Source organism: Brumimicrobium sp. (genome assembly GCF_048268645.1).
In the GTDB taxonomy this organism is placed as follows: domain Bacteria; phylum Bacteroidota; class Bacteroidia; order Flavobacteriales_D; family Crocinitomicaceae; genus Brumimicrobium; species Brumimicrobium ulvae.
In genome coordinates this window covers 39,260-54,250 of the sequence record NZ_JBLWVE010000011.1, presented here as the reverse complement: position 1 = coordinate 54,250, position 14,991 = coordinate 39,260, and the positions used below count along the sequence as shown (strand labels likewise).

Below are 14,991 nucleotides of genomic sequence, written 5' to 3'. Positions count from 1 at the left end.
AGCATGGTTTTGAATAAAATGTGCAGCTTTAGTTCCTATGTATTTTAGCTATACGAGATCACAGAATAGTTCTTATATTGTCATGAATTAACAATGATGGAACTAATACTCTTGGGGCAAAGCGCCTAGAGGCATTCATTTGGTGAGAAAATGCCAAAGGAGTTGATCAAAAAAAACAAATATTATGAAAGGAATACTGACAGTATTATTACTGATTTTTACGTTTACAATTTACGGACAAACTGCGGAAGAATACTTGGAAAAGGGCATAGAAAAGCATGAAAAACAAGATTTCAAAGGCGCTATTAAAGAATATTCTAAGGCCATAAAAGCAGATAAAAGCAACAAACTCGCGTATTACAACAGGGGTTCTTGTCAGTTGGCGCTCAAAGAATATAAGTCAGCAATGGCTGATTTTGACAAAACGATTAAGTTGGACCCCAATTTTGTTAAGGCTTATTATAGTCGTGCAACTGTTTTTGCGAGTCAACAAAAGTACCTAGAAGCATTACCGGATTTGGACAAAACGATAGCATTGGATCCGTCGACTCCAAACGCTTTAACTTTGAGAGGACAGATTCGTGCACAAACTGGTAGACAAGAAGAAGCATGCCTAGATTTTAAACGTGCTTTAGAACTAGGTGAAGCACAAGCTGAACAGTATTTGATTCAATTTTGTGGGGGTGAAGTTCAATCTACCGAAACTTTATTGCTTGAATGGCCCGAAGAAGAGAATTGGAAAGTAGGCAGCGAGCAAGAATCTAGTGAGATAACGTTAGTTGAGTACATTCATGCTGATGAATCCTTAGAAGATTGGACTGAGTTTGGAAGTATGATGACCGTTAAAGGAGCAAAAAACGTTCCTATGGACAAGGCCATGAACATGATGATTGAACAGGCCAAGAAAATGGCTCCGAAGGCAAAGTTAACGTTCATTGAGAAAGATGAATCGGCCGAATACCCATGGATTATTTTCATCATTGAATCTCCAGAATACAACATTGACAAAAAACCAGAATCTCAACTCTGGTATGTCGTTCAAGGAAAAACTTCCCTGTTCATGAATTTCAGAGCTATAAAAGAAGCCAAAATACCAACAGAACTTCAAGATAAGTGGATCCAGTTCTTTAAAACAGCAAGGATTGTAGATCAATAAAAGTATGCTTATTGATTGTAATGAGGAGGCTATATTCGTCTTGGGGAATTCAATAGAATTAGGCCTTCTCCCCTTCTTAATAATTTTTCACGCCATTTTATCTTTGATAAAAGGAAGAGTGCTTATCCTTTACATTAAAAAGGTTTGTTCTAATTGTTGAAAGAAGCCGTTAAAACGGCTAAGCTTATAATGTTTTAAATTATTGAATGTGGGATGAATCCCGCATCAATAGGTGATTGATGTTTTTAACCACTTTTATACTTAAAACGTTGAATAATCCTAACTCAGATTGACAAGTATTTGTGCTTAATCCACAACAATTGGTCTTGATTCATCTTGATCCGCTATAGAGGCTATACAACACAAAACCCCATAAAAGACAAAACCCCTAAGACATTGATACATCTTAGGGGTTTTTCTGACGTTACAGTCTGAATTCCGACCGAAGCGTCGGAACTCTCCAGCCATAGAGGCGTTAAAATTCACACCTTATATCTATCTATAAACTCTAACAATCGTTCTCTATTTAAATTCTTTAGCTTTCTCTCTAAAACAATAGCTTCTGAACGCGTATTTTTTTCTAGAATTAAAACTTTCACCCAAGGTAAATAATGTTTGGTGGACTTTACTTTTCCTGAGTTATGCGTTGAAATTCTATTTTCAAGATTTTGTGTTTGTCCAATGTAATATTTATTAAACTTTGGACTGAATAAGATGTACGTGCAATATTGATTCATGGTGGTGATTTATGGTTCTCTATTTAAGATAAACAAAAAACTCACATAAAAACCATCTAAAGACAAACTTCCATAAAAGACAAAACCCCTAAGACATTGATACATCTTAGGGGTCTCTATTCCTCCAGCCATAGAGGCGTTTTGTAAATGCGGTCTGGACGGGACTAGCCTACCCAACGCATAATATCTATTTATCAAGTAGTTACACTTAGCATTTAACTAAGTCCCACGAATAGCCCACTGGGTTATTTCTTGGTATTACATGATAATCAATGAACGTTCTGCTCTTATTTGCGTCAAAGATACTGCTAAATATTCGATATACCATAGCTTTTATGAAATCTAATGAAGTTTTTTTCACTCTTTTTTCGCTTTTCATATAGTATCTATGGGTAATGGTTGGAGGATCTAGTTCTTTTTAATGGATAAATATAAAGCATGTACGTATTAAAAGAAAATAAGAGCAATTACGGTTTACAAATAGGTGGATCTGATAGTGTCGCTTATTTGTTCATAGATTGCTTTTTCATTTCGTTTTTTGACCATCTTTCAACTCTACCTGTTTTATTCTCTCCAGCAAAGTATTTTCCAGTGGAGCTTATGCCACAAAGACACTGATCCGTTATTAATTTAAAAGTTCCATTTTCAATATCAACAAGTCCTGTTGCCTTTAATGATTCAGCAAATGACTTAAGTGTATAGCCTGATTTCTTAACAAACTCCTCCAACTCTTTATCATCAAAATATTTGAGTTCTTCTTTTTTGCAAAGTTTATTTATAATTACAAACTGACAATTATCTAGGAATGAAGGTTCCCATTCAGTTTCATCTAATGGTTTTTCTAACTCCTCTTTTGTTAAATCAATATGCATATATTCCCAACCCACATTTTTTTTAGTCTTTTTTGCTTTTGCTAACAGAAAACCGTGCAATTCATCAACTTTCAAATCTTCTCCAAATATTTCAGAAGATATACCATACATAAAATGAAGGCGTGTCCATATTACTTCTAGAAAGAAATATACTGGGTTTTCAGGTGAAGATGCGAGAAATGGCCACCACAAATCTTTATCGATTGGGTATGCAAATGGAATACCATTATTTTTAATCAATGAATTATTTTCACAGATTATGAGGTTTGGAAATCCTAAAGGGTCGAAGCCTCTAATTTTTTCATCCTTTGTTGAAATATTCTTTTCAAGAAAATTAATCATAGAGTTTCTAAGTGAATATTCTGATTTAAAACCATTATACCCCCACACTATTCTTGCCGGATAAAAAGCCTCTAATGTGAGAATATGAAATAACATTTGTTTCTCAAACGGTAGCTTCTCTAAGTCAGAACGGTTAGGCAACTCTGTTTGGCAAATCGCTCTATATGCTGTCCTTAGTAAATTTGAGTGGAATTTTTCTCCATCCCTTTCTTCTGTTATATCAACAACAGATTTTAAATTAGTAAATGAATCCTTTAAATCTTTAGAATAGAGGTTTTTCTTAACTTGAATAACGGCTACAACTTTTGAGGAGTCATAAATAAATTTATCAGTGTATGGTATTTTTTCTCCATCCCCGACAACTAACATACAGTCAATTTCCCCACTAAAATTATTTTTTGAATTTTTAATTTTTCCAGCACATATTCTTAAATCTAATCCATCAAAAATACTTTTATGAAGTATTTCTTTAGTTAAACCTTCATACATATCTCCGATAATACCAGGGTGTTTTACAATATCATAGGATTTCAAAAGTTGAGTCTCTTTTTCTAAAAAACCTTTTAATAAATCAGCAACACTTTTAATCATCTTTTACTTTTTTAAGTGTAGGATTAAACTTGATAATAAAATTCCAACTTCAAATAATTCGTTACAAGCCTTAATATATTCTATTAGGCCTATTTTTTTTTCGGTACCACCACCTTTGCCAACTCCTAATGTTATTTCATGTGTTTCTGGGTTGAAAGTGGAGTTTTTATGGTGGGTTCCATTTCGTAGCCATGGAAAATAAAAATCGGTTAAATGCTCTAGATTAGGGTTGGATTGGAAATTTGTACCTCTACCAGCTTTATCTGTTATTAAATATTTTTCCAATGTAAATCCAGATGTACTGAATTGATCAAATTTTCTACTTTGTTTTATGTTATTCATCATTGTTGGAATGATTAATAAATCTCCAACGATTTCATATAAATCACCGTAGACAGATTCAATATCTTCCCAGTGTACATTTGCCGTCATTTTTGATGTTAATTCCCATCCATACTTTTGATAAAACACTGTGCTCTGAAAGTTTTCAGAATGTTGCATATAAATATTGCAGAGAGAATATACCTGTTTAAGTAACTTACCATCTTTACTGAGATAACTTTTAATTTCTGAACTATTAATGGATCGAAATTCAATGTTTACTTTATCGAATTTATTATCCTTTTTACCGCTAAGAAAGATAGCTAACCATTGATGAAATTTATCTGCAAAAACATCAAAATCTAATTTCTTCAACCTTTTAAGTTCACTCTTACCTTTTTTAGCTAGGATACGAAGTGAAGATTCTATATTATTTGTCCATTCAGTGCGAAACTGAGTCCAAATGTGTTGGAGCTCTTTGAATTCGAATAAGTCAGCATTGGATTTATCCAAACGTTGAAACACTCCCATTGTTTGAAACAAGGAAGGATCATGAAGACGATTTTTATCGGTTGGAATTTCTGGATGTAAATTTACTACTTTAACATCCATTTCAAATCCACCATCCTTGATAACCTTACACCCTTCAATAATTCTATCTTCTCCTATACTTTTGAACCCAATTTTAATTTTTTTTGAGCATTCAGAACATTGGAATGATGCCGATTGCGGGAAATTATTACCCATTCCGTATCTTATCCTGTAGTTCTCAGAACAATCGATGCATTCTATTATAAAGCTTATTGTCATTATAAATATGGTTACGCATAACTAAACTCACATACTACTTTTTTGAGCCTGATTCATCAGATGCATTTTAGATATGCGATCTACAGAGTAGTGCTTAATGGTTCAAATATAATGTTTTTTTTACAAATCACATCCAGTGCGTTTCGACACACTAACCTTTTCAAATAAATAAAATTAATTCGACCAAAATACTTAATAATTAGCAAAAAGTAGAGAATCAAAGCAACAGCAACGAGATAGCCAACTATCCCACTATTATAGCGTATATTTATAACAATTGTAATATTGATAAATAAATACTATAACTATGGCACGACAAAGCGGCTTAATTAAATTGAAAGGAACGTTAGATAACGTTAGCTTTTACAAGACCAAGGATGGTGACTTGGCACGAATGAAAACATCGGTTGATAAGGACCGTATTAAGAATGATCCAGCGTTTGAGCGTACACGTGAAAACAATGCTGAGTTTGGAACTTCTGCAAAGGCAGGTAAGTTGGTTAGAGATGGGGCTCGTGCGCTATCAATGACTGCATCTGATTCAAGGTTAGTTTCTCGCTTTACGCAAGTGATGACTAAAATCAAAAACTTAGACACTACGAGTGCAAGAGGTCAAAGAAATATTGTTCAAGGTTTGCAGGATCCTGCAGCTGCTAATATTATTAAGGGCTTTGACTTTAATAAAGAAGCCGTTCTCAGTTCTATTCTTTTCAAACCATATAGTGTGAACACTTCAACTGGTGAGATTACTATAAACAACCTTATCACGCAAAATGATATTGTGATTCCACAAGGAGCGACACATATCAGCTTGACAGGTGGTTTTTTAGGTGTTGATTTTGCAACTGGCGAACAGGAGCTTCATCTTTCCAACATTGAAAACTTACCGATTGACATGACTCCAAATAACGTTACGTTAACACCAACAGGAACACCTTCACCATCTGGGTTAAGCATGGTGCTTCTTCGTTTGGAGTTCTTTCAAGACGTAAATGGGAATCAGTACACTTTGAAAAATGGAGCTTACAATGCTTTAAGGGTGGTTGAAGTGATTTAGCTAACCAATTTGCAAAGCTTGCAAAGGTTGCAAGTTAGTGTTTCAATCAATTTTTAAAAAGATGAACTATATCAAAAGAATAAGCACAAAGACCCCAAAGTTCTTCAGGGACTTCAGAAACATAGGTTTAATCCTACTCGCTATTGGAGGAACGCTTGTGGCTTCAGATTATGAACTCCCTGTGTTTCTTTCAAGATTGGGTGAATACCTCATAATTGGAGGAACCGTAATAACAGCCGTTGCCCAAGCAGTAGTTGAGGGAAACGAAATTTAATAACCAATAAAACAAATAAAATGAAAGATTGTAAAGAAGATGGTTTAATCATCAAAGTTCGAGCAAAAAAGAAACCTCGTTTTAAGGCAGGAACAGATTTAGCAAACTCAGTAAACTCAATTATGGTTGATGTGGATCATGAGACTTGTGAAGATTCAGAGACGATTTCTCTTGAAATGAAAATCTCTTCTGAGGTTTGTCCTTCCAGTAAGTAAAGATGCTCTTTTCAATTCTAGTAATTGGATAATTAAGACAGTGCCGAAAGGCGCTGTTTTTTTTACTTATCGAAAAAGCTAATAATACCCCAAACTATTAAACCAACTAACAGAGCGATTACAATGACCTGATTTATTAATAGATCTGTACGCCTTTTTGGGATTACATGTTCTGGGTATTCAACCTGCCATTTTTTGGTTTCTATAAAATCAGATAGCATTTTAGGCGTTACAGGTATTCTTTTGACTCTGTCATTCGGAGGTTTAATAAAATTACCTACAAAATTATTTCCTTCTTCATCGGTGTGGAAATACCACAAATAACCAGACATATCAACATCATACTGCTCAGAATATTTTTCTATCATTTCGTGAAAATCGTCACCAACTATTCCCATGTCTTTGAATATATCCATATCAGGATCATCAGCATGAACACCAGAGTAATCCTCTAGAAAGTTTCTAATTTCATTAATCCATTTCAAATTTAAGTTATTTTGTTTTGACTAATATAAACAAAAAAGCCCGCCGAAGCGGGCTACTGAGAGAAACAAATGAACCCAACGGGCCAACCAATGAACCCGTTTGTGTTATTTGATTCTCTGCTATCGCTAGGAGGTCAGTTTTTGACACCATCGATAAAGTTTTAAATACTTACTTCTTTCGGTTCCTGGAGGTGTTTCAATAATCTTCTGTTTGAGCTTCTCCATTTCTACAGGAATTTCTTTTCTGGGCATTGACCTAAGAATACTTTTGATGACTGCTGAATTTACGTGATACATGATAATAAAATTTATGTTCGGCACATCCCATCAGCTGAGATATGCCAAACTGGTTAACAATTACGATTTAATTAATTGATGCACAAGCACCTGTTTCAACTGTTTAATTGAAATTTGAATGCGCTTATAGCTCTCCTCCTGCTGCTCTAACTTCAATAATGATGAAACAGTATTCTGGACTGCATTAGGCTTGTTAATCATTATTCTTTGAGCTTGATAAATTATTTCCATAAGGTCATTTTTCCGAATGAAAGGAATCACAGATCCTACTAAAGCAATTTGAAATCGTTTGCCTTGGTGCAGGGAATAAACTATCCAGTACAAGCTTTCTTTTTCACTTTCTGAATTGCAGCTTATCACAAAGCAATTCGGGCATGGCTTTTTGAGTGGTTTTCCGCTGTTTAATCCTTTATTGAGGATGAAGAAGTGGGGACCTGTATACACACCGCCCTCTCGATAGGTAATCATTTTGAAATTAGACATAATTTAGGTTTTAAAAATTAAGTCTTATTCAGCGTCGCTTTTGCTCCGCCATTAATTCCAAAAGAAAAAACCAAAGAAAACGACCAAAAAGGCCGAAAAAAAAGGAAAAAAGAAAGCCCATTTTTCAGGGCTAAAGAGCAGCTTTGTCAAGGTTTTTGTCAATAAAAATTTTGATTCCTGGGATTTAGCTTAGTAAAATGGGTGAGCACAGTTATAAAAGTAAAAGTGAGGTGGTTTGCTCTAACCAAAATTATTATTGCAAAACCCGAAGGGCTCGACCTTTACTAAGCTGTGAGAAGCCCTATTTTTGCTTTTATTTTTTTATTTTATTCTCTCAGTGATAAGGTAGATTCCTTTCTTAATCGAAGCGTTAAACGCAATCGAAATGCTATATGATTGTACGAAGTTGTTACTTGTACTCAAGTGTATGTGTTCTTTTGATTGTAAGACATGTTTATTTACAAGGAAAAACGAATTATAAAAAAGCAAAACTTAGATGTAAAAGTAAACACATACTCTTGACTTCCTTAATGTTTAATTGGAACGGAAAACTAAAATACCTGCTGACCTTTTGGGAAGCTGGTATTCAATCTACAAGATTAGTTTCAATAAGTATAAAGGTTTTATCACCTTTTGGATTATGGCTAATTATACATTTACTTCTTTTTATTTCTCTAAAACCACAGCCACCAGTTCCATTTGGGAGGTTAGTTAAATCGAAACCTCCAAGTGGTTCATAAACTTCTATCGTTTTAAAATTATTTAATACACCGAATTTCATTATACAGGAACCGCTACCATGATCATGTACATTTTCAAGAATTAAGGAAAGTAACGTTTTCAACTTAAAATGAAAAATAGTTTTCTGATCAAAGTATTCTTCAATAAACAACATAGCAGCATTCATGTAATTGGAATCATTGAGGTCCCAAAACATGTTTTCAAACTCTATAAAGTCAATTAACTTATAATCGTATGTTTTTACTCCTATGTACATAATAGCAAAATAACACTTTAAATATTAAGAACACATTTAATTTCATAGGATAAACAGGAAATGGAGCCTTCAGCTTTCAATCAGACTAAGTACGGAGGGAATATGGTTTATTTTAGGATAAAGCTAGACACGGAGAACGCGAGCCGTCTTGCGAGTGGAACGAAGGGGGGCGCAACAAATGGATGTGAAGCAGACAAGTTGCAACCTCTGTGCTTTTCGCACACGAGGGGCGTTTCCAGTTTTTTGGATTCGAAGGGATAATCTTAAACAAGTGTAGGTGTTTGGTTTTCCGGAATGAAATGTAGGAAAAACAATAAGCCTACTCTTGACTGCACAAATGTTTAATTGAAACGAGGAGTTTAGGTGCTTGCTGACTTTTTAGGAGGCTAGCACATTTTAGGAGTAATGCCAAAAACTGGAATCGGCCCGAAGCCTGAGTGACGTAGCAGGCGAGCCAAACACGAAGTGGCGAATGACACCCCATATAACAGAGCGAGAATGAAAATGACGACGGAGGAGGAATGAGAAAGAGCAGCCTTATTGGGGAAGCTGACGAACTTGAGAGGAAGTTGGGGTGGCAAAGTAGACACGACTGAGGACGATGACTGAACAGGCGAAGACTTTTTAGTGAACAGCCGAATTGACGAATTCTGAGGAAACGGCTAAGGAACGGTGTATGCAAGGGTGCAGCGTAGCGGAACTTGTTTTACCCTTGCAGACAAAAAAGCTGAAGCTGTGAAGGCAAGGACGAAGACCTTATTTCCTGTTCCAATCAATTCTTTAGTTGGAACCAAAATTATTTGAAGATTGGAACCAAAAGTGTGTTGGCAAAAAGTCAGTGCATGACAAAATGAGGAACGAATGAAGGAATACTCTGACTGTGGGGAGCTGGAAGCTTCTGAATGGATTGAGGCACGAAAGGAATGAAGATGCTGTAAGCGGGGGTTAATCATATTTTTTATGAGCTTGGTCAATTTCGCCATAGAAAAATGATTGCATATTACTTATAATAATAAGCACAAAGTATACTAGCCTAAAAGCAATATAGTAAAATAAAAAAGATGTGATTACTTGAAGCTTACAAGTTAAATCAATTTCAATGTTGTATACCTCGAATGAAAAAAGTTCTAATTGAGTGAGAAAAGATAAAACTATTAATGCTATAGACATAACTATTGAGTAGCTTATTTGAGAAACTATTTTCTTTGTAAAGGACACATAATCTTTTTTAAACTGTGATTTAGACAAGTTTGTAGCATCCTTTTCGGACTCTTCAATAATCTGAATTTTAGAAACAGATTTATCAGTTATATAAACGATTAAAGTAAAAAAGAATCCAGTAAAAATAGCTAGTGAACTTATTATCAAAGATAAATATGAATCAGATATTGACATGTTAAAAAAAACAAGCAAAAACCCTAAAGCAGCTGATAAAAAATTTAACCAAAACTTCTTAGAAAGGGTCTTTTCCCCTTTACTAACAATCATTCGTATGTTTAACTTATCAGCTTTCATCGGTTTCATTCAGAGTTGGAATAACTTCATCCTTTAAGATACTATTTAATTCTGATAATAGCTCATCGTAAATAAACACACCGGTGCTATTTCCATACTCTACAGTGGATTTCTCTTTTAAAGTAATCTTAGGTAGAAGTTTTTCTAAATATGAGTCATAATCTTCAAAATCAGCTTTAGCACTAGAACCACCTTTTTCTTTTATATAGGTCTTGATATCAGCATTATCTTTATCGATACCTGCATCTTTAAATTCAGGAAATAATTCTTGAGTATTATCTTTATTTGCTTTTGATATTTTTTTCTTTATGCTTTTTAGAAACTTATTTGTTGGTTCATTAATTTCTGAAACTTCGATTTTTACTTTATATTTTTTTTCAGTATCAAAAAACTCGTAAGGATCATCCATATCTCCCCCTCTAACGTTTTGAGAAATTACTATTTTTTCAACCGTAGAAAACGACTCGAATTCTTTCTTTTGATTCTTAGAAATAAAAGGCCTGTATCTTACTGTAAAACCTTTAAAAGAGAATAAGGACTTTATAAATGACTTCACTTCCCTATTCATTGAACGGGCACTCGTTTTATACATCATAATAACACCTACAGAGCTATCAATTGGAAAGTGAATGTAAAAAAGAAACGGTATATCTGTGAAATCCTCAATATCCATTATCTGTGAAGTATATAGACCGTCTTTTTTCTTGTTAAACTTACCTTTCTCTCCTATCGTACCACCTATCTACACACAGAAAAAAGAACTATAATCTAAATTATTTTTGACTTCTACAATCTTATATTTCTTTGTAAGATCCTCATTTGTTATGAATCCATCTTCCGCTTTGTTACTGTTAAAACCTGATTGAATGAAATGGCTAAAAGACTCGATAAATGAAGAGTTATTAATTTTATCTTCATTAATACCGAAAATTTGTTGTGATATTTCCCTTGCTGAAAGTGTTCCTCTTCTCAGCCCTTCACTTATTGTGAATGTTTTTATTTCAAGTTGAAACGAATGTGGCATAAGATATTGGTTTAAAAAAGTAAATATAATTAATTTATAAGTTTAAAACCTAAAGATCATCCATTCTCATAAGACTCTTCAATCAATCCTTTTATTTCTTCAAGTTCTTCAATGGAATTAATCGTTACTTCGGTGTCCCCTGTTCCGTAGTGGCCAATATTGGAGACGTCACGGCTGTTTTTGGGTGGATTTTCTATTTCGTTGTAGTTGAGTTTTAGGAAGAGTACTAATTCTTGTTTTTTGGAGCGGATTTCGACGCAGACAAAGTTCTTTATGCGTGAAAATGCATGATAGTATTTCAGTTCTTTCTTTTGAATATCGTCTCCTAGTGAGTTGATGTAGTTTTCTAATTCTTGGTATAAAGAAAGCAATTCACTAGATGATGCGCTTATGGCATCTTCCATGTCTCGATATTTAGTAATACCTGGGGATGTTGGTTTTGATATGTCTTGAACTTGGGATGTTCCTGCTTGTTCAAATATGATATTCCCTCCTTCAAATAAGCGGTAACGGATTAATTCTATGTTTCTGTTTATTTGACCTATGGCATAATCATCGTACCTTGTGAAGTCTTTGGCTATGCATACTAATCTTGGATTTGACCAGTCTACTTCAACTTCTTTTTTCAATACTTTCATGCAAAGTAATTCGAAGTTGGCTTGATGATCCATTAACCAATCCAAATAGAAAAGACCTTGATTGATTACGTTCTCTTTGCTGACTAGCTTGTACTCTATTATTACAGGACAATTGTTTTCATCTATTCCTAATGAATCTATTCTTCCTCTGTGCTTATTTCCTGTGCTGTATTCAGATGCGAGAAAACGAATTCCGAAAAATGTTTCTAAGTTTTGTTCACATAGTTTTTGGATTTCACTTTCATATTTAAAATCTGCAATAGATTTAGATGTTGCTTGTCCGTCTTTAATTTGATATAGTTTTATGTCTGCCATGGTTAGTGATTTTAACGTGATATCCCATCAATAAAAGTTTCAACAAAGCCAACTATCCTATTGGTAATTCTTTCGGCTACTGAAGCTCTATCTTTTAAGGATGGACGTTCTTTTAGTAAGTTGATAACATCATCCCTTAATGGTTTCTTTTCGGTAAAAAGATATTGACCTATTACTTTTTCTGCTTTAGCTTGATCAATACTTTCCTCTTCACTTAATTGATTTAAGGCTTCCTTTTTCTCTTTATCCCAAAATGTTTCAAAAACTTCTGGAATGTCTTCGGAGTCTTGAATCATTGGAAGGTTTTCTTGAATGAATTTCTCAATTAATTCTCGTTTACTTCTTAATGTGGTATCTCCGCCAACAATCTCAAGAATCTGCTTCTTTTGTTTATCTTTTTCCTCTTGTGTGGTAGCGATATTAATGTTAGCAATGAGCTTCAGAATATAAGATACATTGATTTCATCACGGTGTATAAGTTCTAGTTCGAAGTCTATATCATCTAAAATGGAAACCTTTTCCTTTCTATTATCACTTTTTGACTTTTCATATAAGTCTAAGTATTTGCTTTTATAATCATTGAACGTTTGCTCATTCATAGATATATCATCAAACTTGAATTCAGTAAAAGTTGAAAGCACGTTCTTTAATCGCATGATTTCACGAAAAGCTTTTATAAATTCGACCTCTTCTTCTTCGTCTTTTAAATCATTTACGCTATTGACGGTTGGTACAATTTGCAGTAAGGAAATGAATGAAGTATTAAATTTCTTAACATACTCCTCGTATGGTTCCATGATTATTTCATCAATGGCGTCTTTGTTTGAGAATAATGAAATGGCTTCATCTGTTGCTTCTTTTAGATTTCTAAAGCAAACTATATTTCCTTGCGATTTTACCTCGTCTAATATTCTATTCGTTCTTGAATACGCTTGTATTAATCCGTGATATCTTAAGTTCTTATCGACATAAAGTGTATTCAAATGTTTACTATCAAAACCAGTAAGAAACATATTAACAACGACTAACACATCAATTTGACGATTCTTAACACGTCTTGAAATATCGTTGTAGTAATTATAATATGACTGGCTATCTTTATTTGTGTAGTTAGTACCAAATTCAGAATTATATTCTTGAATAAAGCCTTCTAACTCGTCTCGAGTGTGCTTAGTAGCATACGCTTCTTGCGGCTCTGCAGCCATCATTAAATCGTCTTCATCTATATATCCTACTGCATCTTTATCATCTTCATTGGCTTGATAAGAAAATATAGTTGCCAAGCGCAAGCTGTGTTGACCTTCTCTTTTCTTTTGAAGGAATATTTTATAGTATTCAATTAATACATCTACACTTGAAACACAAAATATCGCTGTAAATCGTTTATCGTGTGTTTTGCGTTTATGATTATTGATAATATAGTCTGTGATGTTATTCAAACGGTCAGGAGCATTCATCACTTCAGCCTCATCTATTGCTTCAACATCAATATCTAAAATACTGTCCTTCTTTTGAAAAGTACGGATATACTCCACTGAGAATTTTAAAACATTTCCATCCTTTATAGCATCTGTTATAACGTACTTATGCAAGCAATCACCAAACAGCATTTTTGTAGTGCGCTTACCGAATTGATTTGTACCAGCATTATCTTTAAATATAGGTGTACCCGTAAAGCCAAACATTTGACTGTTTAGGAAAAAGCTCTTGATGTCTTCATGTGTTTTGCCAAATTGACTACGGTGACATTCATCAAAAATAAATACAATACGTTCGTTTTTTAAAGCTTCCATTCGCCCCAAATAACGTGTTTTACTTATAGCTGTATTTAACTTCTGAATAGTTGTAACAATTAGCTTATTCTCCCCTGCTAATTGCTTTACTAAAGTGTTTGTATTGTTTGTTCCGTCTATACTTCCTTCACTAAATGAATTGAATTCTTTAGTGGTTTGATAATCTAAATCTTTTCTATCTACGACAAAAACTACTTTATGAACCTGTTTTAGGTTTGTTAGGATTTGAGCTGCTTTAAACGAGGTTAAGGTTTTTCCAGATCCTGTTGTGTGCCAAATATACCCGAATTTTGTTGTCGTTTTTACTCTATCCACAATTGCTTCTACAGCATAAAACTGATAAGGTCTTAACACCATTAAAATCTTATGCGATTCATTCAACACTATGTACTTTGTAATCATCTTAGAAAGATGGCAAGGCTCTAAAAACAGCTCTGAGAAATCAGCAAGCTGTGTAATGATTTTATTCTTAGCATCAGCCCAAAAGAAGGTTTGTTTAAATGACCTTGCCTTTAATGGAGAGTTCGCATAATACTTAGTATTTACACCATTACTAATTACAAATAGTTGCACAAATTGAAATAAACCATGACCTGCCCAAAATGAATGACGTTCATATCTATTGGTTTGATTGAAAGCTTCTTTTAATTCTAATCCTCGACGTTTTAATTCTATCTGAACTAAAGGTAGACCGTTGATTAAGATAGTTACATCGTAACGGTTCTTGTGAGAACCTTCCATAGAAACTTGATGTGTAACTTGAAATTCATTTTTACACCAATGGATTTGGTTAATGAGTTCAACCGTTTTTGTAATGCCTTGATCATTTGTATAAGGTACGCGGTCTCTTAATATTTTAGCACGCTCAAAAACATTCCCTTTATTGATGTAATTTAGGACTTGCTTAAATTCGTTATCAGAAAGCTTGATTTTGTTGTGTTTTTCTAATTGACTTTTTAAGTTAATTAATAAATCACTTTCATCTTTGATTACAGCCTTTTCATAACCCAACTTTTCAAGTTGGGAAATAAGGTTTAGTTCGAGTATGTGTTCAGGTTGGGATGTCATT

The 14,991-nt window shown here is 33.9% G+C and carries 16 protein-coding genes; 4 read left to right on the top strand and 12 right to left on the bottom strand.

Going from position 1 to position 14,991, the window contains the following annotated elements:
* Positions 1-184: 184 nt before the first annotated feature.
* Positions 185-1,156 (top strand): tetratricopeptide repeat protein, encoded by a 972-nt coding sequence (locus ACN0U3_RS09985; RefSeq protein WP_417266109.1) that lies wholly within the window; start codon positions 185-187, stop codon positions 1,154-1,156.
* Between the two features lie 482 nt (positions 1,157-1,638).
* Here ACN0U3_RS09985 and ACN0U3_RS09980 read toward each other — a convergent pair whose 3' ends face one another.
* The 3 genes from ACN0U3_RS09980 to ACN0U3_RS09970 all read right to left on the bottom strand — a co-directional run bounded on the left by ACN0U3_RS09980 (position 1,639) and on the right by ACN0U3_RS09970 (position 4,766).
* Complete coding sequence (locus ACN0U3_RS09980) at positions 1,639-1,893, bottom strand: GIY-YIG nuclease family protein (protein ID WP_367182430.1); 255 nt, start codon at positions 1,891-1,893, stop codon at positions 1,639-1,641.
* Between the two features lie 503 nt (positions 1,894-2,396).
* A complete protein-coding gene (locus ACN0U3_RS09975) occupies positions 2,397-3,698 on the bottom strand; it encodes a DUF6602 domain-containing protein (RefSeq protein ID WP_417266108.1) in 1,302 nt (433 codons plus the stop codon).
* A 3-nt stretch (positions 3,699-3,701) separates the two neighbouring features.
* Complete coding sequence (locus ACN0U3_RS09970) at positions 3,702-4,766, bottom strand: hypothetical protein (RefSeq protein ID WP_417266107.1); 1,065 nt, start codon at positions 4,764-4,766, stop codon at positions 3,702-3,704.
* Positions 4,767-5,136: 370 nt separating this feature from the next.
* On the opposite strand from ACN0U3_RS09970, the gene ACN0U3_RS09965 reads away from it, so the two are divergent.
* The 3 genes from ACN0U3_RS09965 to ACN0U3_RS09955 all read left to right on the top strand — a co-directional run bounded on the left by ACN0U3_RS09965 (position 5,137) and on the right by ACN0U3_RS09955 (position 6,375).
* The gene (locus ACN0U3_RS09965) at positions 5,137-5,886 is read left to right on the top strand and encodes a hypothetical protein (protein ID WP_417266106.1); all 750 of its coding nucleotides are present in this window, start codon (positions 5,137-5,139) and stop codon (positions 5,884-5,886) included.
* Between the two features lie 61 nt (positions 5,887-5,947).
* A complete protein-coding gene (locus ACN0U3_RS09960; RefSeq protein ID WP_417266105.1) occupies positions 5,948-6,160 on the top strand; it encodes a hypothetical protein in 213 nt (70 codons plus the stop codon).
* Between the two features lie 20 nt (positions 6,161-6,180).
* Positions 6,181-6,375 (top strand): hypothetical protein, encoded by a 195-nt coding sequence (locus ACN0U3_RS09955; RefSeq protein WP_417266104.1) that lies wholly within the window; start codon positions 6,181-6,183, stop codon positions 6,373-6,375.
* Positions 6,376-6,437: 62 nt separating this feature from the next.
* Here ACN0U3_RS09955 and ACN0U3_RS09950 read toward each other — a convergent pair whose 3' ends face one another.
* From ACN0U3_RS09950 to ACN0U3_RS09910, 9 genes are all read right to left on the bottom strand, one after another.
* Positions 6,438-6,860 carry a DUF1493 family protein gene (locus ACN0U3_RS09950; RefSeq protein ID WP_417266103.1) on the bottom strand — a complete coding sequence of 141 codons (423 nt, stop codon included), beginning with the start codon at positions 6,858-6,860 and terminating at the stop codon, positions 6,438-6,440.
* A gap of 126 nt (positions 6,861-6,986) precedes the next feature.
* Entirely contained in the window at positions 6,987-7,157 is a 171-nt protein-coding gene (locus tag ACN0U3_RS09945) for a hypothetical protein (protein ID WP_417266102.1), read from the bottom strand.
* 60 nt (positions 7,158-7,217) lie between these two features.
* Entirely contained in the window at positions 7,218-7,640 is a 423-nt protein-coding gene (locus ACN0U3_RS09940; protein ID WP_417266101.1) for a DUF6943 family protein, read from the bottom strand.
* A gap of 586 nt (positions 7,641-8,226) precedes the next feature.
* Complete coding sequence (locus ACN0U3_RS09935; protein WP_417266100.1) at positions 8,227-8,637, bottom strand: hypothetical protein; 411 nt, start codon at positions 8,635-8,637, stop codon at positions 8,227-8,229.
* A 945-nt stretch (positions 8,638-9,582) separates the two neighbouring features.
* Positions 9,583-10,152 carry a hypothetical protein gene (locus ACN0U3_RS09930; protein ID WP_417266099.1) on the bottom strand — a complete coding sequence of 190 codons (570 nt, stop codon included), beginning with the start codon at positions 10,150-10,152 and terminating at the stop codon, positions 9,583-9,585.
* Positions 10,142-10,825, bottom strand: coding sequence for a hypothetical protein (locus tag ACN0U3_RS09925; RefSeq protein ID WP_417266098.1), 684 nt, complete (start codon positions 10,823-10,825; stop codon positions 10,142-10,144). Before ACN0U3_RS09925 ends, ACN0U3_RS09930 begins: the two co-directional genes overlap by 11 nt.
* A 69-nt stretch (positions 10,826-10,894) precedes the next feature.
* Positions 10,895-11,176 carry a hypothetical protein gene (locus tag ACN0U3_RS09920; RefSeq protein ID WP_417266097.1) on the bottom strand — a complete coding sequence of 94 codons (282 nt, stop codon included), beginning with the start codon at positions 11,174-11,176 and terminating at the stop codon, positions 10,895-10,897.
* Positions 11,177-11,232: 56 nt separating this feature from the next.
* Entirely contained in the window at positions 11,233-12,129 is an 897-nt protein-coding gene (locus tag ACN0U3_RS09915; protein ID WP_417266096.1) for a DUF5655 domain-containing protein, read from the bottom strand.
* An 11-nt stretch (positions 12,130-12,140) separates the two neighbouring features.
* On the bottom strand, positions 12,141-14,990 hold the full coding sequence (locus tag ACN0U3_RS09910) for a type I restriction endonuclease subunit R (protein ID WP_417266095.1): 2,850 nt from the start codon (positions 14,988-14,990) through the stop codon (positions 12,141-12,143).
* Position 14,991: the final 1 nt, after the last annotated feature.

What these genes read in the sequence shown, in the direction of transcription:
- ACN0U3_RS09920 (WP_417266097.1), bottom strand. Translation starts at nt 11,176, where the DNA reads ATGCCACATTCGTTTCAACTTGAAATAAAAACATTCACAATAAGTGAA.
- ACN0U3_RS09960 (WP_417266105.1), top strand. Translation starts at nt 5,948, where the DNA reads ATGAACTATATCAAAAGAATAAGCACAAAGACCCCAAAGTTCTTCAGG.
- ACN0U3_RS09925 (WP_417266098.1), bottom strand. Translation starts at nt 10,825, where the DNA reads ATGGATATTGAGGATTTCACAGATATACCGTTTCTTTTTTACATTCAC.
- ACN0U3_RS09915 (WP_417266096.1), bottom strand. Translation starts at nt 12,129, where the DNA reads ATGGCAGACATAAAACTATATCAAATTAAAGACGGACAAGCAACATCT.
- ACN0U3_RS09955 (WP_417266104.1), top strand. Translation starts at nt 6,181, where the DNA reads ATGAAAGATTGTAAAGAAGATGGTTTAATCATCAAAGTTCGAGCAAAA.
- ACN0U3_RS09935 (WP_417266100.1), bottom strand. Translation starts at nt 8,637, where the DNA reads ATGTACATAGGAGTAAAAACATACGATTATAAGTTAATTGACTTTATA.
- ACN0U3_RS09940 (WP_417266101.1), bottom strand. Translation starts at nt 7,640, where the DNA reads ATGTCTAATTTCAAAATGATTACCTATCGAGAGGGCGGTGTGTATACA.
- ACN0U3_RS09975 (WP_417266108.1), bottom strand. Translation starts at nt 3,698, where the DNA reads ATGATTAAAAGTGTTGCTGATTTATTAAAAGGTTTTTTAGAAAAAGAG.
- ACN0U3_RS09965 (WP_417266106.1), top strand. Translation starts at nt 5,137, where the DNA reads ATGGCACGACAAAGCGGCTTAATTAAATTGAAAGGAACGTTAGATAAC.
- ACN0U3_RS09945 (WP_417266102.1), bottom strand. Translation starts at nt 7,157, where the DNA reads ATGTATCACGTAAATTCAGCAGTCATCAAAAGTATTCTTAGGTCAATG.
- ACN0U3_RS09970 (WP_417266107.1), bottom strand. Translation starts at nt 4,766, where the DNA reads ATGGGTAATAATTTCCCGCAATCGGCATCATTCCAATGTTCTGAATGC.
- ACN0U3_RS09930 (WP_417266099.1), bottom strand. Translation starts at nt 10,152, where the DNA reads ATGAAAGCTGATAAGTTAAACATACGAATGATTGTTAGTAAAGGGGAA.
- ACN0U3_RS09985 (WP_417266109.1), top strand. Translation starts at nt 185, where the DNA reads ATGAAAGGAATACTGACAGTATTATTACTGATTTTTACGTTTACAATT.
- ACN0U3_RS09980 (WP_367182430.1), bottom strand. Translation starts at nt 1,893, where the DNA reads ATGAATCAATATTGCACGTACATCTTATTCAGTCCAAAGTTTAATAAA.
- ACN0U3_RS09910 (WP_417266095.1), bottom strand. Translation starts at nt 14,990, where the DNA reads ATGACATCCCAACCTGAACACATACTCGAACTAAACCTTATTTCCCAA.